The following is a 25,179-nucleotide window of genomic DNA, read 5'->3' on the forward strand; positions in this document are numbered from 1 at the left end:
CGGCGTAAAACTCTGTGGCAGGTCTCCTCAGGCCTCGCCGCGCAGTCTCTCGGCTGGTATGCGGAGGTCTGTCCGCCCGCGATGCGAAAGGTGCGGCTGCCGGCTCGTCATGAAAGGTGCGGTGGCCTGGCCCTCGCAGGGGACCGCCGGTAGTCACTGGTCCGGCTCCGGTGGCACCTTGAGCAGCGAGTGGCGGGCCGCTGCCTGGACGCTTGCCCGGAGCTCGTCCAGCGCCGCCCCGCCTAGGTTCCACTGGTGCCAGTACAGCGTGACGTCCATGTGCGCGGCACCCGGGATCTTCTCGAACGCGAGGTCGCGCGGGTGCTGGCCATCGTCATCGGCGACCACGTTCAGGAACTGATTCGGCACCAGGGACCAGCCCATTCCCGCCGCCACCGCCACATGGAACTGGCGGGCCTCGGGCAGGAAGTGAGCCGGAGGCCGGAGCCTGCGGCCGAAGATCCCGCTCAGGTAGTCGTATTGAAGCTCGTCGTTCGCATCGAAGTTCAGCATCGGCGCCCAGGCCACGGCCTCCTCGGTGAAACCGTCCGCGAAGTGCTCGGCGATGAAGTCCGGATGCGCCCTGGGCCAGTACCGCATCACGCCCAGCGGGGTGAGCGTGCAACCGGCGATGTCCCTCGGATCCGAGGTCACGGCGGCCATCGCCTCCCCGCGCTGCAGTAGCCTGGCGCTGAAGGCCTGATCGACCCGGTGAACGGTGAACAGCACACCGGAGTTGATCGCGGCGTCGCTGAGCGCGGGCATCAGCCAGGTGGCGAGGGAGTCGGCATTGGCCGCCAGGGAGATGACGGTCCTGCCGACCGTGCCCAGCGCCTGACTCAGCGCGGTCTCGGTCTCCTGGCTCAGCAGCGCGAACTGCCGCGCCATCCGCAGCACGACCTCTCCCGCCGGAGTCGGCCGCAGCGGTTTGCTGCGCACCAGCAGTACCGCGCCGACCTCTGATTCCAGCGCCTTCATCCGCTGGCTCACCGCAGACGGGCTGATCCCCAGCTCGGCGGCCGCGGCGTCGAACGTGCCGTGGTCGATCACGGCCGCCAGCGTCCGCAGCTGACCGGCGTCGACATCCATCGGCGCTCCTCTCGGTGTGTCATGGCTACCGGCGGGTGCCCGCGCGCGACCGTCGGCAGCCCTGATGCGGGGTCGTCATCGTCCTGTGGGCCGGCTCGTACCCGCACAACCCTCGCCAGCCTTGGACGCGGGCAGTCGTGACCCTGCGGCTGGTTCGCACCGGTATGGAACCGTCGGCAGCCCTGATGCGGGCCGACGTGGTCCTGCAGATTGGGTCATATCTGCCCGAGTCGACGCTGACAACAGCTTTTCTAATGATACTGAAGAATATTTAGCTGGACGTGGTATCGCTGACCTCACTAGCCTGAACACATACGCAGCGAGTCGCCCGGCGCGGGGTGCTGAGGCATCGGGACAGCCGCCCTGGCTGGCAATTCACGGTGGCCGTGCCCGACGGGCCGTCCCCGGGGTTCCGCCGGCTTCGCTGCTTCCCGTCCTTCCTTCATGCACAGCGACGCCAGGAGGTCTGTCGTGCAATCCGTCGTGCTCACCGGCTTCATCACCGGCCTGGGGATCATCGCGTCCATCGGCGCGCAGAACGCCTTCGTCCTGAAACAGGCACTCAAGCGCCAGCATCTGCGCGTGATGCTTGCCATCTGCGTGCTCTCCGATGTCCTGCTGATCCTCGGCGGGATCGCGGCCGTGGCCTACCTGGACCGGATCGCTCCATGGTTCACCGTGGCACTGACCTGGGCTGGCGTGGCCTTCCTGACCCTGTACGGCATCCACGCCTCCCGTTCCGCGCTGTTCCCGGCCGCCGATGCCACACCGGCCACCGATGCCGCAACCGAGCAGTCGGTAATCCCCGGGGACCGGTCGCCTGCGGCAGGGGCCGCCCCCGGCATCGGGCATTCCGACGGCAACGGGTGTCCTCTCCGTACCGGAGCAGGGACACCCCGGCTCCCGCTCGCCGCGGATGCCGCGTCCGCCGATGGCAGTAATGGGACGGTCGCACATGAAAGCGCCCCGCCCTGCACGAACCGCGGCGAGGCGCCGTCACGTGCGCCCGCCTTCGGCGTCGTTCCTGACGGCACCGGCGATGCGGTCCTCACCGCAGAGGGGACGCACGGTGCGAACCGGGCCGGCGATGTGCCCGGCGGCGGTGCGGCCACCGCCGTGACCGCGCCGGCCTCCGGCACGACCACTGCCACCCGGGACCGCGTCAGAACGCCGATGCTGCCCGTGGTGCTCACGCTCCTGGCGCTGACCTACCTGAACCCGCACGTCTACGTCGACGTGATCGTGCTCCTGGGGACGCTGGCGAACTCCTACGGCCTGGAGGGCCGCTGGTGGTTCGGGGCGGGCGCCATCGCCGCCAGTGCGGTCTGGTTCAGCAGCCTCGTCTTCGCCGCCAGCAGGATGAGCCGGTTCTTCCGCTCCCAGCGCGCCTGGCGCTGCATCGACGGCGGCGTCTCCCTGCTCATGTTCGCGCTCGCGGGCGGCTTGGTGCTGCACGCTCTGAGCTGAGCCGCCCCAGCGGGGCCAGGGCCTGGCGCAGCCGTGCGCGCAGCTCCTGGCCGCGCTCACTGAAACCGCGCTGCGCGGCCACGTACTCGGCCTTCCCTTCAGGGGTCTCCACAGGCACCGGCTTGAACCCCCAGTCCCGCAGATCATACGGGGAGGCGCGCATGTCCAGCTCGCGGATGTCACAGGCCAGATCGAAGCAGTCCAGCACGAGCGACGACGGCGCCGCCGGGCTGAGCTTCATCGCCCATTTGTACAGGTCCATCCCGGCGTGCAGGCAGCCGGGCTGTTCCATGGACCGCATGCCCTCGCGGCTGGGAGAGAGCTCGTTGCGCGGCGCCGCCTCCGGGGTGAAGAACCGGAAGGCGTCGAAGTGGGAGCACTTGATGCGGTGGCTCTCGACGACCTCATCGGTCCCCTCGTGCCCTAGCCGCAGGCCGGCGGCGCTGTGCCGCACGTCATCGGGACCGGTGCGGTAGACCATCGCCCATTCATGCATCCCGAAGCAGCCGAACTCCGCTCTGCGGGCCGCGGTGCGTTCCAGCAGTTCGAGCGTGAAACCCAGGCCGGTGCCGCGAGCAGCCAGGAACGCCTCCTCGTCCAGGGTGACCGCCGGCCCGTGTTCCGTGGCCACCGTGCGGTAGAACTTCCGGTCCGCGTACTCCGGTGCTTCCAGCAGCGCGACACCCGCGCCGGGATGCCACTGCGCCAGCTTGGCGGGAGAGAAGGGGTAGTAGGTGAACAGGAAGTCCCAGACGGGATGCGCCTCACCGCGGGCACGGCGCTCGCGGTGCGCGGCGGTGCGCTGCTCGGCTGCCGCCCGATGCGCCTCGGCAGCCGGCCGCCACTGTCCGGGAGGGAGAACCTGCATCCCTCCATTGTGCCGCCACGCATGCTTCGCCCGCACCCGGGCAGCCAGCCTGATGCCTCTCACCGCGCGTTAGACTCGATGCCATGCGCATCGCCCGTTTCATCTCCGGTGAGGATCCCGCCTACGGCGTCGTGGAGGGCGACCTCCCCGAGCCGGGCCCCGACGGCGAGCTGGACCTCTCAGGTCTGCAGCTGGCCGTCCTATCCGGGGACCCCTTCTTCCAGCCCACCCAGTCCACCGGTGAGAGAATCCCGCTGGCGGACGTCCGGCTGCTCTCGCCCATCATTCCCCGCTCCAAGGTTGTGGGTGTGGGTAAGAACTTCGCCGATCACGCCAAGGAGATGGGCGGCGAAGTGCCGCCGAGTCCCCTCACCTTCTTCAAGCCGAACACCGCCGTCATCGGCCCCGGCGATCCGATCCGCCTGCCAGCGGTCAGCGATGAGGTCTCTTACGAGGCCGAGCTGGCCGTCGTCATCGGCAAGATCGCCAAGGGCGTGCCCGCGGAGAAGGCCCGCGAGCACATCCTCGGCTACACCTGCGCCAACGACGTGACCCTCCGGGACATCCAGCGCAGCGACGGTCAGTGGTCCCGCGCCAAGGGCTTCGACACCTCCTGCCCGCTGGGGCCGTGGATCGAGACGGAGCTGGACACCCGCGACCTGGCGGTTCGCAGCTGGGTGAACGGGGAACTTCGCCAGGACGGCACCACCGAGGACTTCGTCTTCGACATCCCCGAGCTCATCGCTCACATCTCCGAGACCATCACCCTGCTTCCCGGCGATGTGATCCTCACCGGCACCCCCGCCGGCGTCGGCCGGATCGACGCCGGGGACCAGGTGCGTGTCTCGGTGGAGGGCATCGGCGTCCTGGCGAACCCCGTCATGGAAGCCTGACCCTCCGGCGCCCCAGCATCAACCACGACCAAAGGAAGAGCACCTCGTGACCGTCCGAGTCCGATTCTGTCCCTCGCCCACCGGCACCCCGCATGTGGGGCTGGTGCGCACCGCGCTGTTCAACTGGGCCTACGCCCGGCACACCGGCGGCACCTTCGTCTTCCGGATCGAGGACACCGACGCCGCCCGTGACTCCGAGGAGAGCTACGCGCAGGTCGTCGAGGCGCTGCGCTGGCTTGGCCTGGACTGGGACGAGGGCGTCGAGGTCGGCGGCCCGCACGGGCCCTACCGGCAGTCGGAGCGGGGTGAGATCTACCGCGAGGTGATCGCCAAGCTGCTGCAGGCCGGTCACATCTACGAGTCCTTCAGCACCCCGGAAGAGGTGGAGGAGCGGCATCGGGCAGCTGGACGGGACCCCAAGCTCGGTTACGACAACTACGACCGGGAGCTCACCGAGGAGCAGAAGGCGGCGTTCCGCGCGGAAGGCCGCGAGCCGGTGCTGCGGCTGCGGATGCCTGATGAGGACATCGTCTTCACCGATCTGGTCCGTGGCGAGATCACCTTCAAGGCCGGTGCGGTCTCGGACTACGTGGTGGTCCGCGCCAACGGGCAGCCGCTCTACACGCTGGTGAACCCGGTGGACGACGCTCTCATGGAGATCACGCACGTCCTGCGCGGAGAAGACCTGCTCTCCTCGACGCCGCGCCAGATCGCGCTCTACCGCGCGCTGGAGGACATCGGCGTGGCCAAGCAGATCCCGGAGTTCGGGCATCTGCCATACGTGATGGGGGAGGGCAACAAGAAGCTCTCCAAGCGCGATCCCCAGTCGAACCTCTTCCTGCACCGGGACAACGGGTTCATCCCCGAGGGGCTCATCAACTACCTGGCGCTGCTGGGCTGGTCGATCGGCCCGGAGCGCGATGTGTTCTCCGTGCAGGAGTTCGTCGAGGCGTTCGACATCAGGGACGTCAACCCCAACCCGGCGCGGTTCGACGAGAAGAAGGCCACCGCCATCAACGCCGATCACATCCGGGCCCTGGACGTGAGCGATTTCACCTCCCGCCTGGTGCCCTATCTGGCGGCCGCAGGCCTCGTCGACGAGGAGCCGACCCCTGCTCAGAAAGCCGTGCTGGATCAGGCTGCCCCGCTCATCCAGACCCGTGTGAACCTCCTGGGCGAGGCGCCCGGGCTCATCGGCTTCCTGTTCACTGCCGATGAGGACCTGGAGTTGACCGAGGACGGGCTCAAGACCCTGAAGGCCGATGCCCCGCAGGTCCTGGATGCCGCACTCGACGTGCTGGAGCCGCTGGAGGAGTTCGATGCCGGCCGGCTCCAGGACGTGCTCACGGGCACCCTGGTGGACGGGCTGGGAATCAAGCCCCGGCTGGCATTCGGGCCGCTGCGGGTGGGGGTTTCCGGACGCCGTGTCTCCCCGCCGCTGTTCGAGTCGATGGAGATCCTCGGCAAGGAGTCCACGCTCGCCCGGCTCCGGGCGCTGCGCGCAGCCCTGGGGAACTGATCCGCCGCCCGGTTCCCATGGTGCCCCGACCTTCCGGATCCGCTGGCCTCGCGGTTGGAGCGCGGCGGTGCCCTGTCTTTCCTGGAACGGGCCCGTCCCAGCAGCCTGGAACAGGCCCGTTCCAGTGGTGCGGAAGCCTGGCCGCCGCGTTTTGCACTCGCCGCGGCCGCCGGGTAAACTCGGTCGAGGCCGCGCGCCGGAGCCGATCTCAGATCGCCGCTTCGGGGCTGCAGTGGTGGGGTATGGTGTAATTGGCAGCACGAGTGATTCTGGTTCACTTAGTCTTGGTTCGAGTCCAGGTACCCCAGCTCATCGACGGTCGTTCTTGACCGCCGGATGAAACCGGAACTGATTTGGACATCTCCCGCGCAGCGGGTAAGGTAGCCAGGGTTGTTCCGGCAGGAACCCGCCCCCGTCGTCTAGGGGCCTAGGACGCCGCCCTCTCAAGGCGGAAACGGCAGTTCGAATCTGCTCGGGGGTACCGAACGAAGAAGACCCGTGGAGGAATCCGCGGGTCTTCTTGCATTTCGCCTCAGCCTGCAAGCCCGGAATCGGGGTCACGGCTTTCGGGTCAGCTCTTGGCCAGGGCTTCGCTCAACGTCCGGGCGGCCTCCACCACCGCAGGAGCGTGCAGGCGACCGGGCTGCCGGGTCAGGCGTTCCACCGGGCCGGAGATCGACACGGCCGCCACCACGCGATTGGACGGCCCCCGTACCGGAGCGGACACCGAGGCCACGCCAGGCTCACGCTCGGCGACGCTCTGTGCCCAGCCCCGACGGCGCACGCCGGAGAGGACCGTGGCGGAGAAGCGGGCGCCGCGCAGGCCCGAATGCAACCGGTCGGGTTCCTCCCAGGCCAGCAGCACCTGCGCGGCGGAGCCGGCCTGCATGCTCAGGGTTGCTCCCACCGGCACGTAGTCGCGCAGGCCCACCGGCCGCTCGGCGGCGGCCACGCAAAGGCGCCCCTCGCCCTGCCGACGGTAGAGCTGGGCGCTCTCACCGGTGCGGTCCCGCAATCTGGCCAGCACCGGGCCCGCGGCCGCGAGCAGCCGGTCCTCGCCCGCCGCGGAGGAAAGCTCTCCCAGTCGCGGACCCAGCACGAAGCGGCCCTGGAGATCGCGGCTGACCAGCCGGTGATACTCCAGTGCCACCGCCAGGCGATGCGCCGTCGGACGAGCCAGGCCGGTGCCGGCCACCAGCTCCGCGAGGTTAGCCGGACCCGCTTCGAGGGCGGAGAGAACGAGGGAGGCTTTGTCGATCACGCCTACGCCGCTGCCAGAAGTCATGCCCTCCATCTTGCAGTCTTGATAATTGAGATGCAACACCAGATATCAAGACGGCCTCTTTAGAATCGGATGCCAAGGACAAGCATCCCGGCCGGCCGTGCCCGCTCACGAAGCGGACGCTGCACGCCCGGCCGGACCCGAGCGAGGGAGGGACCATGGGCAAGACCCTGGCCGAGAAGGTCTGGGACGCGCACGTCGTGCGTTCCGGGGGCGGCAATGAGCCGGACACGATCTACATCGACCTCCACCTCCTGCACGAGGTGACCTCGCCTCAGGCGTTCGAGGGACTGCGCCTGGCCGGCCGCAAGCTCCGCCGGCCGGACCTGACCATCGCCACCGAGGACCACAACACGCCGACGGCCGACATCTTCAAGCCGATCGCGGACCTCACCTCCCGGACGCAGATCGAGACACTGCGCAAGAACGCGGAGGAGTTCGGTGTCCGGCTGCACTCGCTCGGCGATGCGGAGCAGGGCATCGTCCACGTCGTCGGTCCGCAGCTGGGCCTGACCCAGCCCGGCATGACGGTCGTCTGCGGCGATTCGCACACCTCGACCCACGGTGCCTTCGGCGCTCTGGCCTTCGGCATCGGGACCTCCGAGGTCGAGCACGTCATGGCCACCCAGACCCTGAGCCTGAAGCCCTTCAAGACCATGGCGATCACCATCGAGGGCGATCTGCCTGAAGGCTCGACGGCCAAGGACATCATCCTGGCGATCATCGCGAAGATCGGCACCGGCGGCGGGCAGGGCTATGTGCTGGAGTACCGCGGCAAGGCGATCGAGCAGCTGTCCATGGACGGCCGGATGACGATCTGCAACATGTCCATCGAGGCCGGCGCCCGTGCCGGGATGATCGCCCCGGACGAGACGACGTTCGAGTACGTCAAGGGCCGCCCGCATGCGCCCACCGGAGCGGACTGGGACTCGGCGGTGGAGTACTGGAAGACGCTGCGCACCGACGACGATGCCGTATTCGACGCCGAGGTCGTGCTCCAGGCTGAGGACATCGAGCCCTTCGTCACCTGGGGCACCAACCCGGGGCAGGGCCTGCCGCTCTCCGCGCGCGTGCCGGACCCCCAGGACTTCGAGGACGAGACCGACCGCGTCGCGGCGGAGAACGCCCTGAAGTACATGGACCTGACCCCCGGCACGCCGCTGAAGGAGATCGAGGTCGACACGGTCTTCATGGGCTCGTGCACCAACAGCCGGATCGAGGACCTGCGCGCCTTCGCGTCCATCATCAAGGGCCGGAAGAAGGCCGATGGCGTGCGCGTCATGGTCGTCCCCGGTTCCGCGAGGGTCCGGCTCCAGGCGGAGGCGGAGGGCCTGCACCACGTGTTCGAGGAGTTCGGCGCCGAATGGCGTTTCGCAGGCTGCTCGATGTGCCTGGGCATGAACCCCGACCAGCTTGCCCCCGGCGAGCGGTGCGCCTCCACCTCGAACCGCAACTTCGAGGGACGCCAGGGCAAAGGCGGCCGCACGCACCTCGTCTCGCCGGTGGTGGCGGCTGCCACGGCGGTGCGCGGCAAGCTGTCCTCCCCGGCGGACCTGCCACCGGCCGAGCCGACGGAAATCGGCGGTCCGGCCCAGCCGGATGTCACCATCGAGCGGAGGAGCGCGTAAGCCATGGAGAAGGTCATCACGCACACCGGCATCGGCGTTCCGCTGCGGCGCAGCAACGTCGACACCGATCAGATCATCCCGGCGGTGTACCTGAAGCGGGTCTCCAAGACCGGATTCGACGATGCGCTGTTCGCCGGCTGGCGGCAGGACGAGGAGTTCGTGCTCAACCGGGAGCCGTACTCCCGGGGCTCGGTCCTGGTGGCCGGACCGGACTTCGGCACCGGATCCTCCCGCGAGCACGCGGTCTGGGCGCTCAAGGACTTCGGGTTCCGCGCGGTGCTGGCGGCCCGCTTCGGTGACATCTTCCGCGGCAACTCCGGCAAGCAGGGCCTCGTGGCCGGCGTCGTGGAGCAGGCCGACATCGAGCTAATCTGGAAGATCCTGGAGAACCAGCCCGGAACCGAGGTGACCGTGGACCTGGAGACCAGGACCGTGCGGTGCGACACCGTCACGGTGCCCTTCGAGATCGACGACTACACCCGGTGGCGGCTGATGGAAGGCCTGGACGACATCGGGCTCACCCTGCGGCACGAGGAGGACATCACCGCCTACGAGGCCCGGCGCGAGTCCTGGCGGCCCACCACCCTGCCGGCCCGCACCTAGCCCGAGACGCAGTACCACACGGCCGGCGCGGCGCTGACGGCGGCGCGGCTCCGGAGAGCGACTGGCCCCGAGCCGTCCGTGGGAGGGCAGGCGGAGCGCGGTCCGGCGCACCCAGCCGCGCGGCCCGCGCCCAGGACGATCCCGGGTCGCGCCCGCGGCCGGAGGGCTCAGCCGCCCAGGACCTCCTGCACCCAGGCGTGGAATCCGGCGATGTGGTGCTCGCTGGGCACCAGCGCCCCGCCGCCGGCATAGGAGCGCGAGGACATCGCCGGCTGGGTCTTCTCGCAGGCGTCGAAGTCCTGCTCGTTGACGCGGTGGAACAGCTCCACCGAGCGTGAGACGTCCGTTCCGGCGTCGACCACCTCCGGCAGGAAGAGCCAGTCGCACTCGACCAGCGTGCGCGACTCCGAGACCGGCGTCATCCGGTGCCAGATCACATGGTCCGGGACCATGTTGATGAACACCTGGGGCCGGACCGTGATGGCATAGTACTTGCGGTCCTGGTCCGGCGCGATCGTCGGCAGCGTGGACACCCCCGCCGAGCCGTCCACCGTGAATCCCCGCACCTCCTCGCCGAACGCCGCGCCGTGGATCTTCTCGCCGGCCTGGGAGGCCCACCCTTCGGCGAACTCCGGGATGACCTCGGTCAGCTCAGGGTGGATCGTCGCGCAGTGGTAGCACTCCATGAAGTTCTCGATGATGAGCTTCCAATTGGCCTGAACATCGTAGGAGATGCGCTTGCCGACCTTGAGCCCGTCGATGCCGTAGCTGTCGATGCTGTGGGTGGTGCCCATCCGGTCGGAGACCTCGCCCAGGACCGTCTCCTCGAACGACGGCGGGTCCTCTGCGAGGCACAGCCACACGTAGCCGAGCCATTCGCGCACGGCGACCTTCCGCAACCCGTAGGACTCACGGTCGACATCGGGCATCTTGGTCAGATTGGGCGCGGCGATGAGCGTGCCGTCCAGATCGTAGGTCCAGGCGTGGTACCCGCATTGCAGGGTGCGCGCATTGCCGGCGTCTTCTGTGCACACGCGCATCCCGCGGTGCCGGCACACGTTGTAGTACGCGCGCAGCTGCCGGCGCCGGTTCCGGGTGACGATGATGCGCTCCCGCCCGACGGTGACCACCCGCCAGTCGCCGGGCGCGGTGAGTTCGTCCGCGCGCAGGACGCAGTTCCACATCTGCTCGAAGATCTTCTCCTGCTCCAGGGCGAACAGGTCGGGGTCTGTGTAGGAGTGCCCCGGCAGGGTCGGCATGAGCGAACCGGAGAGCGGGGCCTCGAGCTGATCGATGATCATGGGTGCTCCTTGCGGTGGATGTGAAGCGGATGAGGTGTCGTGCCCCCCGCCGGGCCGCCGGAGACCGCCGCCAGATGCAGCGGGCCCTCAGGCGGCGACGACGGCGGGCCGGCGCGCGCGGCCCCGGCGCCACCGGGTGACCTCGCGCGGCCGGTCCATCCCGAGGATCCCGGTCTCCTGTCCGTCCAGTTCGTAGACGAGGAGGAGGTCCGCGGTCTCGATGCCGCCGGCGCTCAGGCGGGGGTGGCCGATGAGGTGGCCGGCGGCCTGGAGCCGGACGCCGTGCTGTTCCGACCAGAAATACGGTGGCGGCAGCGCCGGCGGCCCGGAACCCAGGAGGGCGGCGCCGATGACGGTGGCGTGATCGACGGCGTCCTGCCAGTGCCCGCCCGCCGGCCGCGGCACCGGTACCGGGCCCGATGGTTCCCAGTTCGCGCAGTCCCCGGCGGCCCAGACTCCGGGAAGCGAGGTGCGGCCGGCCGCGTCGCACAGGATGCGCCCGGCGCCGTCGAAGGCCAGGCCGGTCCCGGCGAGCCAGCCGGTGGTGGGGGCGGCGCCGAGTCCGCAGATCGCGATGTCCGCGCGCAGCTCGGCTCTCGCTCCATCGGCGTGCTGCAGCCGGACCGCGCGCAATCGCCCGCCGGCATCGGCGCTCAGGCCGTGGACGCGGGCGGGCGGGGCGAACCGGACACCGTGACGCAGGTGCAGCTCCCGCAGCGCATGCGCCGCCTCAGCGCCGATGCGGCCGGCCAGGGGAAGTGACTCCGGCGCGACGAGGGTGACTTCGGCCGCTTGCCGCGCGACGGCGGTGGCGGCAGCTTCGAGGGCGATGAAGCCGCCGCCGAGCACCGCCACGCGGGCCCCGGCGACCCGAGCCTGACGCAGGGCCACGGCGTCGTCCAGGCAACCGAGGACGAAGGCGCCCTCCGGCAGGCCGGCAGCGCCCCCGCCGACGGAATCCGCGCCGGCAGGACCCATGCCAGCGGGAATTCGCGGTGTGCAGCCGGTGGCCAGGACGACGGCCTCGGCGCGGTGGGTCGCGCCGGTGGAGGTGCGCACCGTCAGCGTGGCCGGATCCAGGGCCGCTGCAGGTGCGCCGAGCGACCACCGCGCCTGGAGCGGTGCTCCCGGATCGTCCAGCCCCAGATCGTGGGCGCTCATCGTGCCGGTCAGGAACTCCTTGCTGAGCGGCGGGCGGTCATAGGGGCGATGCGGTTCGGCGCCGAGGATCTCGATTTCGCCGTCGTATCCGCTCCGCCGCAGCGTCGCCGCGAGCTGGAACCCGGCCAGGCCGGCGCCGACGATCAGCACGCTGCCGGGAATGGACGCGGTCATGGCAGGGTCACCCCCGGCGGGAGGTTCGGCGCCGCGGTGGAGACTTCGACCCAGACCTCGCCATCGTGGACCTCCGCGCGGTGCACCCGCACGGGGCGGCGCGCCGGCGGCTGGTCCGCCTCTCCGGTCAGCAGGGAGAAGGCGCTCGCGTGGAGAGGGCATTCCACCCGGCAGTCCTCCACCCAGCCGGCGGCGAGTGAGGCATCTTGATGCGTGCACGTGTCGTCGATCGCGTGGACGGTGCCCTCCTCCGTGAGGAAGACGGCGATGGGCGGGCTGGTGTCGTCGATCCGCAATCCCTCACCGGGCTCCAGATCGTTCAGTGCGCAGACTCTCCGCATGGGGGCCTCCCGCGAGTGTTGCTGATAGTGCAACAGTGTTCGTGATACACAACAATTGTGATCCCGCTCACAGGGGGTTCGTCAAGGGGGTCTGGCGGTTTGTGGGAGGATTTCACCTGAGCGAAACACGTTGAGGAGGCCGTCGATGGACCGCGAGCGCACCGAACGCCCGATGGAACCAGGGCTGGTGCAGTCGGTCGACCGGGCGGCGCGCATCCTGGAACTCCTGAGCGAGCAGCCCGCCATGGGTGTCAGCGAGGTCTCCCGGGAGCTCGGTGTGCACCGGTCCACCGCGTTCCGCCTGCTGGCCACGCTGGAGGCGCGCAACCTCGTCGAGCAGGTCGATGTGCGCGGGGACTACCGGCTCGGTCTGGGCGTGCTGCGGATGGCCGGGGCGCTCACCGCTCGCAGCGACCTCACTCGCGATGCGCAGGCCTGCTGCGACGAGATGGCCGGCCGGCTGAACGAGACCATGAACGTGTCCATCTTCGACGCCGATGCGGCGGTCACCATCACGCAGGCCTCCGGGGACCAGATGATCGGCGTGGCCCGACAGTACGTGGGTCAGCGCGTGCCCCTGCACGCGACCTCCACCGGCAAGCTCCTGCTGGCGCACGCCGGCCTGAGCGAGCAGCAGCGGGTCCTGACCGCGCCGCTGGAGAGGTTCACCGCCTCGACGATCGTGGAGCCCGCGCAGCTGGCCGCGGAACTCGAACGCGTCCGTGAGCGTGGCTGGGCCACCGCGGTCGCGGAGTGGGAGGAGGGCACGAACGCCGTGGCCGTCCCGGTGCGCGGCGCCGGTGGCGCGGTGATCGCGGCTCTCTCCGTCACCGCCCCCAGCTATCGCCTGCCCGAATCGGGTTTCGAGGATGTCGTCGCGGCCCTGCGTGAGGGCGCCGATGACCTGGGCGCTCGTTCGGGATACCTGCGACCGGAGTCCGCAGCGCACTGAGGGCCAGATCCTCGGTGCCTGCTGCGTGCCGCGCGGCGGGCTGCCGGCGTTACGTCCCGGTAAACAGTTCCGCCGGATCCCTTGTGCTCGTCGGCACGGCTTCCGTACGCTCGTTGCATCATGCACAGTTGCGTTCTGTATCACGCAACAGTATCGGCGTCTCGAGTGACGCCCGGCAAGGAGCGGCCGCATGGGAGCACAGCCACGCATCGTCGTCATAGGGCTGGGGGTAGTCGGCGCCGCCCTCGCCGATGAACTCGTGCTGCGGGGGATGGCGCGGGTCACCGTGATCGATCAGGGCCCGCTCTACGTCACCGGCGGATCCAGCTCCCACGCCCCCGGATTCGTCTTCCAGACCACCCCCAGCCGCACCATGAGCCTGCTGGCCCAGCGGACCCTGGCGAAACTGGACGGCCGCACGCTGCCCGACGGCAGCTGGGTGGCGCGCCGCACCGGCGGCCTGGAAATCGCGACCACACCCGAACGGCTGCGGGAGCTGCGCCGCAGGCACGGCCTCGCCTCCTCCTGGGGCATCCCGTCCCGGCTGGTCGACGCCGAGGAAGCGGCCAGGCTCTGGCCCGGCCTGGACCCCGGCCCCGTCCTGGGCGGGTTCTTCACCCCCACCGACGCGGTGGTCAAAGGCGTGCGCGCGGTCGAGTGGCAGGCGCGCCGCGCCGCGGACGGGGGCGCCCGGATCGTGGGGAGCACCCGTGCGGTGGGGCTGCGCACCGCGCACGGCCGCGTGACCGGCGTCGAGGTGGTCCCGGTCCGGTCAGGGCCACCGGATGACCGGCGAAGCGAGATCATCGACGCCGATGTGGTGATCGCCTGCGCGGGCCTGTGGGGTCCGGGTCTGACGCGCGAGCTGCTGGGCGTGGAGCTGCCCATGCAGCCGATGGAGCACGGTTTCGGCTTCAGCGAGCCCCTGCCGGCGCTGAGCGGCATCGGCGAGGCGGAGGAGGTGCGCCGCCCCATGCTGCGCCACCAGGACCACGCCATGTACCTGCGCGAATGGGGCGACCGGATCGCCATCGGCGCCTATGAGCACCGCCCGATCCCGGTGCAGCCGGAGGGCATCGCCGGCCCGGACGAGTTCGCCGCGACCGGAATCCACCCGGCCGTTCACCCCTTCACCCCGGAGGACTTCGCGCCCACCTGGCGGGAAGCACAGCGGCTGCTGCCGGAGCTGCGCGAGGCCCGGCTGGATGCCTCCCGGGCGTTCAACGGCATCTTCTCCTTCACCCCCGACGGCGGTCCGCTGCTGGGGCCGGTGCCGGGCACCGCGGGGCTCTGGTCGGCGCAGGCCGTGTGGGTGACGCAATCGGCCGGAGTGGCGCAGGTGATGGCCGACTGGATCGTCCGCGACGAGCCCGGCATCGACACCCACGGCCTCGACCTGAACCGGTTCGACCCGGCCGTGGTCAGCGCGGGCCTCACCCGGCAGCGCGGCGAGGAAGCCTATGACGAGGTCTACGACATCGTGCACCCCCGCGCCTCGACCGCGCGGATGAGGGGCATGCGCACCCCGCCGTTCCACGACCGCCAGGCCGCGCTGGGCGCCGTCTTCGCCGAGGCCGGCGGCTGGGAGCGGCCGCTGTGGTACGAGGCGAACGCTGGCCTCCTGCAGGATGCGGAACTGCTACGGGCCGGCCCGTATCCCGTTCGCGACGCCTGGGCCGGGCGGCACTGGAGCCCCATTGCCGCGGCTGAGGCCAGGGCGGCACGGGCCCGTGCCGGGCTGTTCGACATCTCCTCGCTCATGCGGGTCCAGGTCGCGGGGGACGGGGCTACCGAGGCGCTCTCGCGGCTGCTGAGCAGGCCCGTGGGCAGGCCGGGCAGGATCGTCTACGCCCTGCTCCTAGATCGCAACGGGGGCGTCCTTTCCGACGTCACGGTCACCCGCCTCGGGGAGGAGGAACTCCAGCTCGGGGTCAACGGGCCCCTGGACACCGCCTGGCTGCGGGAGCGGCTACCCGGGCATCTGAGCGTCCGGGTGGTCTCCTCCGGGGCCTGCGGCCTGGGGCTGTGGGGACCGAAGGCAGCGGCGATCCTCGACGTCCTGGCCGCCGAGGACCGGCAGGACACCGGCTTCGGCTTCTACCAGGCCCGGCAGATGCGCCTGGCCGGCCTGCCGGTGCTGGCCCAGCGGCTCAGCTACGTCGGTGAGCACGGCTGGGAACTCTATACGCCGGCGGAGTTCGGCCGGGCGCTGTGGGATGCGCTGTGGCAGGCCGGCCGGGAGCATGGGCTCGTCGCCGCCGGCAGGCGCGCCTTCGAGAGCATGCGGCTGGAGAAGGGCTACCGGATGTGGGGTGCCGACCTCACCCGGGAGGACACCCCAGCGGAAGCCGGCCTCGGCTTCGCCGTGCGAGAAGGGCACTCCCCGGCCGCCGATGCCGCCCTGACCGCCCCCGTGCGGCGCCGGCTGGTCTGCCTGCTGCTGGACGATCCGGCCGCCGTGGTGCTCGGGCACGAGCCGGTCTACGCCGATGGCGGCGAGTTGGCCAGCGCGGGTAGTGAGCCGGCGGAACCGTCCGGATACGTGACCAGTGCCGATCAGGGGTACACGACCGGCACCTCGATCGCCTACGCCTGGCTGCCGCCGCAGCTCTCGGCTCCCGGCACGGCCGTGCAGATCGAATACCTGGGCTCCCGCCTGCCGGCGCACGTCGCCGGGGAACCGGTCTTCGACCCGGAGGGCGCGCGGATGCGACCCCAGGCGGCGCGGATCCCGGCATGATCGCTACGCATGCCTTCGGACTGCGGGGGTGCGATGCACGGCCCCGCCCGGGAATCTGAACGCAAGGGAAGGAATGCGAGTGGAGCACTACGAGGTGATCGTCCTGGGGCTGGGGTCGATGGGCGGCGCCGCAGCACACGCCCTCGCCGGCCGCGGCGTGCGGGTGCTGGGGCTGGAGACCTTCCAGCCCGGCCACGACCAGGGAGCCGCGCATGGCGGGAGCCGCATCATCCGGCAGTCGTACTTCGAGCATCCCGCCTATGTGCCGCTGCTGCGCCGCGCCTACGAGGGCTGGCACGCGCTGCAGGAGGAATCCGGCCGGGACATCGTCACGCTGTGCGGCGGCATCTACCTGGGCGATGAGCGCAACCAGGTCTTCGCCGGCAGCCGCGCCGCCGCTCAGGAGCACGGCTTGCCGCACGAGGTGCTCACCGCGGACGAGATCCGCCAGCGGTTCCCCACCATGGATCCGGAAGACGATGCGCTCGGCCTGTATGAGGAGAACGCCGGCTACGTGCGCCCGGAGGAGACCACCATCGCCAACGCCGAACTCGCCGCCGCCAAGGGCGCCGTGCTGCGATTTAGCGAGCCGGTCACCTGGTGGGGCGCCGTGGGCGGCGGCGTCGAGGTGGTCACCACGCAGGGCCGCTACGGGGCGGACCGCCTCGTCATCACGCCGGGCCCCTGGGCCCCGGAAGTCCTCGCCGACCTCGGCCTGCCCCTGTCCATCCAGCGGATGGTCTTCCACTGGTTCACGCCGGACTTCTCCGCCGTCCCCTACGAGTCCTGGTCGCAGGAGCGGCATCCGGTCTATGTCGAGGAGACGCACGGCAACGAGCAGATCTACGGCTTCCCCATGACCGACGGGCCCGAGGGCGGTTTCAAACTCGGGTTCTTCCGGCGCGGCACCCCGACCACGGCCCGCACCATCGACCGTCAGGTGTACCAGGAGGAGAACGCCGCGATGCAGGTCCGGGCCCGTCAGCTCTTCCCGCACCTGAGCGGTCCGGTGGTGCAGGCCAAGACGTGCCTGTACTCGGTGACCCCGGACGAGCACTTCGTCATCGGCCCCCATCCCGCGCACCCGCAGGTCAGCGTGGCGTGCGGGTTCAGCGGCCACGGGTTCAAATTCGTGCCGGTGGTGGGGGAGATCCTGGCCGACCTGGCGACCACCGGGCGCACCGGACTGCCCATCGAGCTGTTCGATCCGCGGCGCGCTGCCCTCCAGGGCGTCTAGCTGCATCCGGCCGCGAGGCCGGTTGATCTGCCGGCCTCGCGGAGGGCTGGCATCCGCGTGGCCGGGTACTTCCCGGGAATCCCACGGCTGTTTCGAATTCCCGTGGCTGATCTGCGGTGGCGATTCGAGACCGAAGTGGGTTTTCGGCGGTAGGCGGCGCGAGCGCGTCAGCGGGGGATGTGGGCTTCCCGGGCGTGCGGGAGGGCCGGAAATCGAGCGTGCGGGACGGTCAGAAATCTTCGGTAGCATCGAACAGTCACTGACCGATCCAAGGAGCGTCAATGCTGAAAGTCGATGGCGGTGTCCCGCTGTCGGGCACGGTCCGCGTGCGCGGTGCCAAGAACCTCGTGCCGAAAGCCATGGTCGCCGCACTCCTCGGCTCCGGCCCGAGCGTGCTGCGCGGCGTCCCCGCCATCCGCGACGTCGAGGTCGTCACCGGTCTGCTGAATCTGCACGGCGTGCAGATCACCCAGCAGCCCGACGGCGACCTGCCCGACGGCCAGCTGACCCTCGACCCCGCGAAAGTCGAGCTCGCCCGGGTCTCCGACATCGACGCCCACGCCGGCTCCAGCCGCATCCCGATCCTCTTCTGCGGTCCGCTCCTGCACCGGCTGGGCGAGGCGTTCATCCCGGACCTGGGCGGGTGCCGCATCGGCGACCGCCCGATCAACTTCCACCTGGACGTGCTGCGTGCCTTCGGCGCCCAGGTCGACAAGACCGCCGGCGGGATCCGGCTCAGTGCCCCGCAACGACTGCGCGGCACCAAGGTGGAACTGCCCTACCCGTCGGTCGGCGCCACCGAGCAGGTGCTGCTGACGGCCACCCTCTCCGAGGGCGTCACCGAGCTCAAGGGCGCGGCCACAGAGCCGGAGATCATGGATCTGATCGCGGTGCTGCAGAAGATGGGCGCCATCATCACGGTGGACACCGACCGGGTGATCCGGATCGAGGGCGTGGACCGGCTCGACGGCTATGTCCACCGGGCTCTGCCCGACCGCATCGAGGCGGCCTCCTGGGCGTCCGCGGCGCTGGCGACCAAGGGGTCGATCATGGTGGAAGGCGCCCGCCAGCAGGACATGATCACGTACCTGAACACCTTCCGGAAGTGCGGCGGCCGCTTCGAGGTGACCGAGACCGGCATCGAGTTCTCCCACCCCGGGACCGCCCTGACGTCCCTCGTGCTGGAAACCGACGTGCACCCGGGATACATGACCGACTGGCAGCAGCCGCTCGTCGTCGCGCTCACCCAGGCCGAGGGGCTGTCCATCGTGCACGAGACGGTCTACGAGAACCGGTTCGGCTTCACCGACGCGCTCATCCGCATGGGTGCCACCATCCAGGTCTACCGCGAGTGCCTGGGCGGGACCCCCTGCCGGTTCGGACGCCGCAACTTCCGGCACTCCGCGGTCGTCGCCGGCCCGGCCAAACTGCGCGGCACGGACTTCACCGTCCCGGACCTGCGCGGCGGCTTCAGCCACGTGATCGCCGCGCTCGCCGCGGAGGGCACCTCCCGGGTGGAGGGCATCGGGATCATCAACCGCGGCTACGAGAACTTCATGGACAAGCTGGCCGGCCTGGGCGCGAGGTTCGAGATCGCATGAGCGGGACGAACGGCAGGCCCCGCCGGATGAAGCTGAGCGCCGCCGAGCGCTCCCAGGGACGCTGGGGGGCCGTGGTCGCGAACCTCCTCAAACCCGTCACCCGGGGCCTGACCGGCCGCTCCTACGCCGTTCCCGATCACATCCCCACCGAGGGCCCGGCCATCGTCGCCGCCTATCACGCCAGCTACATCGACCCGGTGATCGTGGGTCTGCACGTGTGGGAGCGCGGCCGGCTGCCCCATTTCCTCGCCAAGGACTCCCTGTTCAACGGCGCCCTGGGCACGGTGATGCGCACGGTCGGGCAGATACCGGTGGTCCGCGGCTCGGAGGACGCCTCACTGGCCCTGCTGCACGCCCGCGAGGCGATCCAGCGCGGGGAGGTCGTGGTCATCTACCCCGAAGGCACGCTGACGAAGGATCCCGAGCTGTGGCCCGGCCGGGTCAAGAGCGGCACCGCACGGCTGGCCATGGAGACCGGCGCGCCCGTGATCCCGCTGGCCCACTGGGGCGCGCACGAGGTGCTGCAGTACCCGAAGAAGCTGCCCACCCCGCGCCCGGGCGAGCACGTGCGGGTGCGCACCGGGCCCCCGGTGGACCTCAGTGACCTAGGGACCGGCGCCGAGGCGATCACGCCGGAGACCCTGCGGGTCGCCAATGAGCGCATCCTGCGCGCCATCGCCGTGGAACTGGCGACGCTGCGCAACGAGGACGTACCCGCGCGGTTCGGATCCGGTGAGGCACCAGCGTCGCCTGCGGACATCAGCGACGCGTCCGCCCGCGCGGCCGGGGACGCGCCTGAGGGATCTGGCACCGAGGACGAGGGAGAACGACGATGAGCGCCAGGCCTCAATCCTCGGCTCCCTCCGTGCCTCTGGCCGCCACTGAGCCGTCCGCCGAGCCGTCCGCCGCGGGATCATCGGCGGCCGAGCATTCCGCCGAGGGCGAGCGCGGTCCCGGCGGCACCGCGGGCCAGCAGCCGGCGGTCGCCGTGATGGGCTCGGGCAGCTGGGGGACCACATTCGCGCAGGTGGTCGCCGATGCCGGTACCCCGGTCATGCTGTGGAGCCGCCGCGAGGAGGTGGCCCGGGCGATCAACGAGCAGCACCGCAACCCCGACTACCTCGGCGAGCTGCGGCTGCCGACGGCGGTGCGGGCCACCACGGACCCGGCTGAGGCGCTTCGCGGCGCGGCGTTCGTCGTCCTGGCGGTGCCGGCTCAGAGCCTGCGCGACAACCTCGCCGCCTGGCGCGAGCTGATGCCCGCCGGTGCCGTGCTCATCAGTCTCATGAAAGGCATCGAACGCAGCACCGGCCTGCGGATGAGCCAGGTCATCGCGAGCGAGCTGGGCTGGCCCTCGGAGCGGATCGCGGTGGTCTCGGGACCGAACCTCGCCATCGAGATCGCCGGCCGGCAGCCCACCGCCACCGTGGTGGCCGCCAGCTCCCTGCCGACCGCGGAGGCCGTGGCCGGGTTGACTGCGAACGCGTATTTCCGCCCTTACACGAATGAGGACGTCATCGGCGTGGAGTTCGGCGGTGCGGTGAAGAACGTCATCGCCCTGGCCGTCGGCATGGCCTCCGGTCTGGGGCTCGGCGACAACTCCAAGGCGTCCATCATCACCCGCGGCCTGGCGGAGACGACCCGGCTCGCGCTCGCGGCCGGCGGGCGGCAGCAGACCCTGGCCGGGCTGGCCGGCCTGGGCGACCTGGTCGCCACCTGCGCCTCGCCGCTGTCCCGCAACCGCACGGTCGGAGAGCTGCTGGGCCAGGGCCTGAGCCTGGACGAGGTGGTGCGGCAGACGAAGCAGACCGCCGAGGGCGTGAAGTCCTGCGCGGCGATCCTGGCGCTGGGGGAGGAGCTGGGCATCGACCTGCCCATCACCGAGGCCGTCGTCAATGTCCTCGACGGGCGCCTGCCGGTGGCGGAGCTGCCCGCGGGGCTGCTGTCCAGGAAGCTGAAGTCGGAGCACCAGTGATCCGGCGGGGCCGGTAGACTGCCTGGACGACCCGCCAGTGACTCGATGACCGGTGCCTTCGACGGTGCCGGAGAGGGAGGAACCATGACGGCTGAGAACTCACCCTTCTGGAAGCTTCCGGAGGTGCCGCGATTCGCCTTGCAGAGTCCGGATCTGGAGGACGGCGGCGTGCTTGCCGCGGCCCAGACCTCCGGTCTCATGGGCGTCCCCGGCGGCCAGGACGTCTCGCCGGCGTTGCGCTGGTCGGGCGCCCCGGAGGGAACGAAGTCCTACACCGTCTTCGCCTATGATCCCGATGCGCCCACGACATCGGGTTTCTGGCATTGGGCCGTGGCCAACATCCCCGCCGAGGTGACCGAACTGCCGGCCGACGCCGGCAATCCGGACGCCGGGCTGCTGCCCGCGGGCGCGCTCACGCTGCGCAACGACGCCGGTGCTGCCAGGTACATCGGCGCAGCCCCGCCGGCCGGTCACGGCCCGCACCGGTACTACTTCATCGTCTCGGCGCTGAACGTCGAACGCCTGGACCTGGGCGAGGACGCGACCCCGGCGTTCCTCGGCTTCAACGTCTTCTCCACCGTGATCGGCCGTGCGTGGATCCACGGCACCTACGAAGCGACCGCATGAACCACGCGATGAACGCCGACGGCTCGGCCGGCGGGGCATCCGCCGCTCGCCGGCCACGGGTCGCGGTGCTGTTCGGCGGCCGGTCCGACGAGCACCCGGTCAGCTGCGTGACCGCCGCCGGCGTGCTCTCTGCCATCGATCCGGAGAAGTACGACGTCCTGGCCATCGGCATCACCCGTCAGGGCACCTGGCGGCTCGTCCCCGACGCCGTGGAGTTCGCCTTCTCCGGAGGCAAACCGCCCGAGGTGACCGAGGACGGCAGCGCCGTGTACCTGCCGCTGTCCGCTGACGGTGCCGCGGCGTTCGAGGTGACCGCCGAGGGCGAACGGCGCAGCCTGGGCGTCATCGACGTGGTCTTCCCCGTCCTGCACGGCCCCTACGGCGAGGACGGCACGGTGCAGGGACTGCTGGAGCTCTCCGACACCCGCTACGTCGGGGCGGGGGTGTTCACCTCATCGGCGTCGATGGACAAGCACTACATGAAGGTGGTGCTGGAAGCCGCCGGCCTGCCGGTGGCGCCGTACGCCGTCATCACCGAGACGCAGTGGCGCCACGACCGGGAACGGTCCCTGGAGCGTGCCCTGGCGCTCGGCGAGGTGCTGTTCGTGAAGCCGGCGCGGGCGGGCTCCAGCATCGGGATCTCGAAGGTGACCGGGCGCGAGGAACTGCTGGCCGCTGTCGAGGCGGCACGCCAGCACGACCGGAAGGTGCTCGTGGAGCCGCAGATCGTCGGCCGCGAGATCGAGTGCGGCGTGCTGGCCGGGCTCGGTGGCGCCGCACCGGAGGCGTCCCTGCTGGGGGAGATCGTGGTCTCCTCCGACCGTGAGTTCTACGACTACGAGGCCAAGTACCTGGACGGTTCCGCGGTGGACCTGCGCTGCCCGGCGGAGGTGGACCGCGGCGTGCAGAGCGCCGTGCAGGACGCCGCGGTGCGCACCTTCGAGGCGTTCGGCTGCGAGGGCATGGCTCGGGTGGACTGCTTCGTGCTCGAAGACGGCGGCGTCCTGGTGAACGAGCTCAACACCCTGCCGGGATTCACCCCGTCGTCGATGTTCCCCCTCATGTGGAAGGCGACCGGGCTGAGCTACCCGGCGCTGGTGGACCGGCTGCTCGCCCTGGCACTGGAACGCAGCACCGGCCTGCGGTAGGAGAGATGTGACGGCACCGGGCTACGCTGCAGAAGTGCAACGGCAGATGCAAGTAGTCGCTGAGGCGGATCAGCAGGACGACACCATGGTGTGGCTGGATGAGACGCGCGCTGAATGGTGGGACGAGGACTAGCGCGGCGCACAGCCGGGTTCAGCCGAGGATGCGGCGCATGCCGGGAATGCGGCCCCACACCAAGCTCAGCGCGAACGAGGCGGCGATGCACGCCAGCCAGCCCAACGTGAAGTAGGCCGGGGAGTCGCTTGCGGTGGCGTCAGGCGTTTCAGCGCTTGAGGCGCCGTTTCACGCCACGCGCGACGTTCTTCCCCAAGCGCACCGGCTGGGAGAGGGAGAACCGCTCAGCAGCGGTCAGCCGCGACCGCAGCTCCTTCACTTCGCGCTTGAGGTCTTGCCGTTCAGCCTCGTGCCGGCCCAAGGTGGCCCCGGATGCCGCCAGCTGGTCTCGGATCTCGGCGATCTCGTTATTCGCCTTGTCGAGCTGTGCGGAGCGTTCGCGCAGTTTGGCTTCCACTTCCTGCACCCGCTGGTCGAGTCGCTCTGTGGCATCCAGCAGCGCGCTCGTGGCCCACGCGCTGGGAAGACCGAGCGGGAAGGATTCCACCGGCTCGAAGACCGGCAGCTTACGCGGCCGCTTGTTGTTCAGCCGGGCGAGCAGGAAGTCCCACCAGACGCTGTGTTCGGCCAGCCGTTGCTCCTGCACGCGAGCACAGTGCCGTTCTAGCTCTTCCCGGCGCTGGAGCGCTACCCGGACCGCCTCTAGGACGGCCCCATGACGCCAGGAATCGATATCGAAAACGAACTCGTCCAAGCCGACGTTGCCATGTGCCCCGCGCATCCGGATGGATGAATACGCGTGCGGCGCCAACGAGATGGCCGGAACTCCGGCACGTACGGCGAAGATACCGGCGTGATACCGGCTGCCGATGACGAGCAAGGCCTGCTCCGACAGAGCGGCCAGCTCCCGCGCCGTGATCATGCGGACTGTTTGAACTCGATCATCGGCGGCGTAATGGGCGATGGTGGTGTTGGCGGACTGATCACGGATGCTCTGCCCGGGCATGGGATGAGCACCGTGGGGTACGAGTAGCACCCGGCAATCGTGTTCCTGGGCGATCTGCGTCAGCGTCGAAGCGATCAGCCGATGGTAGTCGTCCTGGGTGATCAGCTTGCTCGACGGTTTCTCCGCAAAGCTCGCGATCACGAACGGGCCGTCGGTCAGGTCTGCGACCGCCTCGCGGTCCTCTTCACGCGGACCTAGCGAGAAGGCATCATCCACCATTCGGTACAGCACGCCGTCAGGCAGGTTGAAATCCGACAGCAGCGAGTGCGTGTGGGCTTCGCGAGCACCGACGAAAGCAGCCTTCGAGAAAACCTCCCGCAGCCGGCGCCGGTCGTCGGGGTCGACGCGCGGGCCCACGGTCTGGCTGGTGAACCCGTAAGGCACCTCGAAGTGCTGCGCAATCCGGCAGAGCGTCTCCCGCTCGAAAATGTGCTGCGGGAACATCGAATTGAGATTCCCTCCGCCGGCCACGAGGACCGCGTCTGCATCCCGTACCGCCTCGATCACGGCGACGGCGGAATCATCTTCCCCCAGCGAGGTTTTGCCCTGAGCGTGTTCGAGGACCTGACGCTGCCGGCGCTCGTTGAAGCGACGGTCTCCGCCACGGAAACCTATGCGGCTGATGGATTCCACGTCGTACAGTTCCCGAGCATGCTCCGGATCGCCCGCGATCAACGTGATCTGATCGCCGCTGTCGCGCCGCCGTAGCTCGTCGATCGCCAGCTCTGTCATCGCTTCGTCACCGAGATGGTAGAAGTTGCTCCAGCCGACGTCTCCGATGACGACGATTCGCATGGCGTGGCTCCTCAGGGGTTCGGGGTCACTCTCGCGCGGGGCGCGACGTGCCCTACATCCTAGTGGTTCGCATAGTTCCGCGCATCTTTGCTTTCGCGTGCCTGCCTGCGGGAAGATGCGCGCTGAACAGTCTATTGGCAGGGGTCGTTGTCAGCCCACCTGGGAGACCGTGAGCATCGTGAGGTCGGCGGGGCAGGTGTCCGGCAACGTCCCGGGGCGCTCGCCCGAAGGCTGCGCGTGATAGCCGCCTCCCATGGAGACGTGCGCGCCTTCCCCGTAGCGCTGACCGTCGAAGACGAGCCCCTCGTCCCAGTGCGGATCGCCCCAGCTGGGGAAGACGGGCAGGATCGTCTCCTCCTCTGTCATCCCGTCCATATCCAGGTCCATGACAAGGCAGCCGCCCTCGTCCACGCGCAGCCGGCCTTCGGCCAGGGCGGAGTCGCCTCCGCGCTGGCTCTGCTCGTAGCGCGCGACCGCGACGTCTTCCTCACTGGTCGCGGTTTCGTCGCCGGTACCGGGTTCTTCGGCGGTGGCGGCGGGCGCGGTCACCGGCGTGCCGTTGGCGGCGTCGTCTGCCCCGGGCTCGGGGCCGCCCGGAACCGCGCACGAACTCAGCAGCACCATGCCGGCGCAGGCGGGGAGGCCGATCATCCTCGCGGGAGTGCGGCGGAACATGGTTCGTCCTCCTTCGAACCGGGC

The 25,179-nt window shown here is 70.0% G+C and carries 22 protein-coding genes and 2 tRNA genes; 16 read left to right on the plus strand and 8 right to left on the minus strand.

What is annotated here, in order from left to right; translation table 11 throughout:
• Window positions 1-153 precede the first annotated feature (153 nt).
• On the minus strand, window positions 154-1,089 hold the full coding sequence (locus IEW13_RS00955; protein ID WP_188549046.1) for an ArgP/LysG family DNA-binding transcriptional regulator: 936 nt from the start codon (window positions 1,087-1,089) through the stop codon (window positions 154-156).
• A 471-nt stretch (window positions 1,090-1,560) separates the two neighbouring features.
• Between IEW13_RS00955 and IEW13_RS00960 the strand changes: the two genes are divergently transcribed.
• A complete protein-coding gene (locus IEW13_RS00960; RefSeq protein ID WP_188549047.1) occupies window positions 1,561-2,556 on the plus strand; it encodes a LysE/ArgO family amino acid transporter in 996 nt (331 codons plus the stop codon).
• On the opposite strand, the gene IEW13_RS00965 is transcribed toward IEW13_RS00960, so the two are convergent.
• Window positions 2,510-3,424 carry a 3-methyladenine DNA glycosylase gene (locus IEW13_RS00965; protein WP_188549048.1) on the minus strand — a complete coding sequence of 305 codons (915 nt, stop codon included), beginning with the start codon at window positions 3,422-3,424 and terminating at the stop codon, window positions 2,510-2,512. The two genes, IEW13_RS00960 and IEW13_RS00965, sit on opposite strands and share 47 nt — an antisense overlap.
• A gap of 83 nt (window positions 3,425-3,507) precedes the next feature.
• Here IEW13_RS00965 and IEW13_RS00970 point away from each other — a divergent pair, with 83 nt between their 5' ends.
• The 4 genes from IEW13_RS00970 to IEW13_RS00985 all read left to right on the plus strand — a co-directional run bounded on the left by IEW13_RS00970 (window position 3,508) and on the right by IEW13_RS00985 (window position 6,317).
• Complete coding sequence (locus IEW13_RS00970) at window positions 3,508-4,317, plus strand: fumarylacetoacetate hydrolase family protein (RefSeq protein ID WP_188549049.1); 810 nt, start codon at window positions 3,508-3,510, stop codon at window positions 4,315-4,317.
• 46 nt (window positions 4,318-4,363) lie between these two features.
• Window positions 4,364-5,836, plus strand: a complete 1,473-nt coding sequence (gene gltX / locus IEW13_RS00975; protein ID WP_188549050.1) for a glutamate--tRNA ligase — start codon at window positions 4,364-4,366, stop codon at window positions 5,834-5,836.
• Between the two features lie 236 nt (window positions 5,837-6,072).
• Window positions 6,073-6,144: transfer RNA gene (locus tag IEW13_RS00980), tRNA-Gln, on the plus strand.
• Window positions 6,145-6,244: 100 nt separating this feature from the next.
• Window positions 6,245-6,317: transfer RNA gene (locus IEW13_RS00985), tRNA-Glu, on the plus strand.
• A gap of 90 nt (window positions 6,318-6,407) precedes the next feature.
• Here IEW13_RS00985 and IEW13_RS00990 read toward each other — a convergent pair.
• Window positions 6,408-7,121, minus strand: a complete 714-nt coding sequence (locus tag IEW13_RS00990) for an IclR family transcriptional regulator (protein ID WP_188549051.1) — start codon at window positions 7,119-7,121, stop codon at window positions 6,408-6,410.
• 155 nt (window positions 7,122-7,276) lie between these two features.
• Between IEW13_RS00990 and leuC the strand changes: the two genes are divergently transcribed.
• Both leuC and leuD read left to right on the plus strand, forming a co-directional pair.
• Window positions 7,277-8,746: a 3-isopropylmalate dehydratase large subunit gene (gene leuC / locus IEW13_RS00995; protein WP_188549052.1), complete on the plus strand. Its 1,470-nt coding sequence runs from the start codon at window positions 7,277-7,279 to the stop codon at window positions 8,744-8,746.
• Window positions 8,747-8,749: 3 nt separating this feature from the next.
• Window positions 8,750-9,349 (plus strand): 3-isopropylmalate dehydratase small subunit, encoded by a 600-nt coding sequence (gene leuD, locus IEW13_RS01000; protein WP_188549053.1) that lies wholly within the window; start codon window positions 8,750-8,752, stop codon window positions 9,347-9,349.
• Between the two features lie 167 nt (window positions 9,350-9,516).
• Here leuD and IEW13_RS01005 read toward each other — a convergent pair whose 3' ends face one another.
• The 3 genes from IEW13_RS01005 to IEW13_RS01015 form a co-directional block, all read right to left on the minus strand.
• Window positions 9,517-10,650, minus strand: a complete 1,134-nt coding sequence (locus IEW13_RS01005) for an aromatic ring-hydroxylating oxygenase subunit alpha (protein WP_188549054.1) — start codon at window positions 10,648-10,650, stop codon at window positions 9,517-9,519.
• Between the two features lie 87 nt (window positions 10,651-10,737).
• Window positions 10,738-11,985 (minus strand): FAD-dependent oxidoreductase, encoded by a 1,248-nt coding sequence (locus IEW13_RS01010; protein ID WP_188549055.1) that lies wholly within the window; start codon window positions 11,983-11,985, stop codon window positions 10,738-10,740.
• Window positions 11,982-12,326, minus strand: coding sequence for a bifunctional 3-phenylpropionate/cinnamic acid dioxygenase ferredoxin subunit (locus IEW13_RS01015; protein WP_188549056.1), 345 nt, complete (start codon window positions 12,324-12,326; stop codon window positions 11,982-11,984). The genes IEW13_RS01010 and IEW13_RS01015 overlap by 4 nt, the downstream gene beginning before the upstream one ends.
• A 145-nt stretch (window positions 12,327-12,471) precedes the next feature.
• Between IEW13_RS01015 and IEW13_RS01020 the strand changes: the two genes are divergently transcribed.
• The 9 genes from IEW13_RS01020 to IEW13_RS01060 all read left to right on the plus strand — a co-directional run bounded on the left by IEW13_RS01020 (window position 12,472) and on the right by IEW13_RS01060 (window position 22,739).
• Complete coding sequence (locus IEW13_RS01020; protein WP_229744841.1) at window positions 12,472-13,278, plus strand: IclR family transcriptional regulator; 807 nt, start codon at window positions 12,472-12,474, stop codon at window positions 13,276-13,278.
• A 190-nt stretch (window positions 13,279-13,468) separates the two neighbouring features.
• Window positions 13,469-16,018 carry an FAD-dependent oxidoreductase gene (locus tag IEW13_RS01025; protein ID WP_188549057.1) on the plus strand — a complete coding sequence of 850 codons (2,550 nt, stop codon included), beginning with the start codon at window positions 13,469-13,471 and terminating at the stop codon, window positions 16,016-16,018.
• A 79-nt stretch (window positions 16,019-16,097) separates the two neighbouring features.
• A complete protein-coding gene (gene solA / locus IEW13_RS01030) occupies window positions 16,098-17,255 on the plus strand; it encodes an N-methyl-L-tryptophan oxidase (protein WP_188549058.1) in 1,158 nt (385 codons plus the stop codon).
• Window positions 17,256-17,536: 281 nt separating this feature from the next.
• Window positions 17,537-18,856 carry a UDP-N-acetylglucosamine 1-carboxyvinyltransferase gene (gene murA, locus IEW13_RS01035; RefSeq protein WP_188549059.1) on the plus strand — a complete coding sequence of 440 codons (1,320 nt, stop codon included), beginning with the start codon at window positions 17,537-17,539 and terminating at the stop codon, window positions 18,854-18,856.
• The gene (locus IEW13_RS01040) at window positions 18,853-19,692 is read left to right on the plus strand and encodes a lysophospholipid acyltransferase family protein (protein ID WP_188549060.1); all 840 of its coding nucleotides are present in this window, start codon (window positions 18,853-18,855) and stop codon (window positions 19,690-19,692) included. Before murA ends, IEW13_RS01040 begins: the two co-directional genes overlap by 4 nt.
• 155 nt (window positions 19,693-19,847) lie before the next feature.
• A complete protein-coding gene (locus IEW13_RS01045) occupies window positions 19,848-20,831 on the plus strand; it encodes an NAD(P)H-dependent glycerol-3-phosphate dehydrogenase (RefSeq protein ID WP_188549219.1) in 984 nt (327 codons plus the stop codon).
• 84 nt (window positions 20,832-20,915) lie between these two features.
• On the plus strand, window positions 20,916-21,458 hold the full coding sequence (locus tag IEW13_RS01050) for a YbhB/YbcL family Raf kinase inhibitor-like protein (RefSeq protein WP_188549061.1): 543 nt from the start codon (window positions 20,916-20,918) through the stop codon (window positions 21,456-21,458).
• Entirely contained in the window at window positions 21,455-22,606 is a 1,152-nt protein-coding gene (locus IEW13_RS01055; RefSeq protein WP_229744842.1) for a D-alanine--D-alanine ligase family protein, read from the plus strand. The genes IEW13_RS01050 and IEW13_RS01055 overlap by 4 nt, the downstream gene beginning before the upstream one ends.
• A gap of 7 nt (window positions 22,607-22,613) precedes the next feature.
• Window positions 22,614-22,739 carry an antitoxin MazE-like protein gene (locus IEW13_RS01060; protein ID WP_268235159.1) on the plus strand — a complete coding sequence of 42 codons (126 nt, stop codon included), beginning with the start codon at window positions 22,614-22,616 and terminating at the stop codon, window positions 22,737-22,739.
• A 148-nt stretch (window positions 22,740-22,887) separates the two neighbouring features.
• On the opposite strand, the gene IEW13_RS01065 is transcribed toward IEW13_RS01060, so the two are convergent.
• Together IEW13_RS01065 and IEW13_RS01070 are read right to left on the minus strand one after the other, a co-directional pair.
• Window positions 22,888-24,480 carry a polysaccharide pyruvyl transferase family protein gene (locus IEW13_RS01065; protein ID WP_188549063.1) on the minus strand — a complete coding sequence of 531 codons (1,593 nt, stop codon included), beginning with the start codon at window positions 24,478-24,480 and terminating at the stop codon, window positions 22,888-22,890.
• 150 nt (window positions 24,481-24,630) lie between these two features.
• Complete coding sequence (locus IEW13_RS01070) at window positions 24,631-25,155, minus strand: hypothetical protein (protein WP_188549064.1); 525 nt, start codon at window positions 25,153-25,155, stop codon at window positions 24,631-24,633.
• Between the last annotated feature and the right edge of the window lie 24 nt (window positions 25,156-25,179).

Source organism: Sediminivirga luteola, assembly GCF_014639315.1.
GTDB classification, from domain to species: Bacteria; Actinomycetota; Actinomycetes; order Actinomycetales; family Brevibacteriaceae; genus Sediminivirga; species Sediminivirga luteola.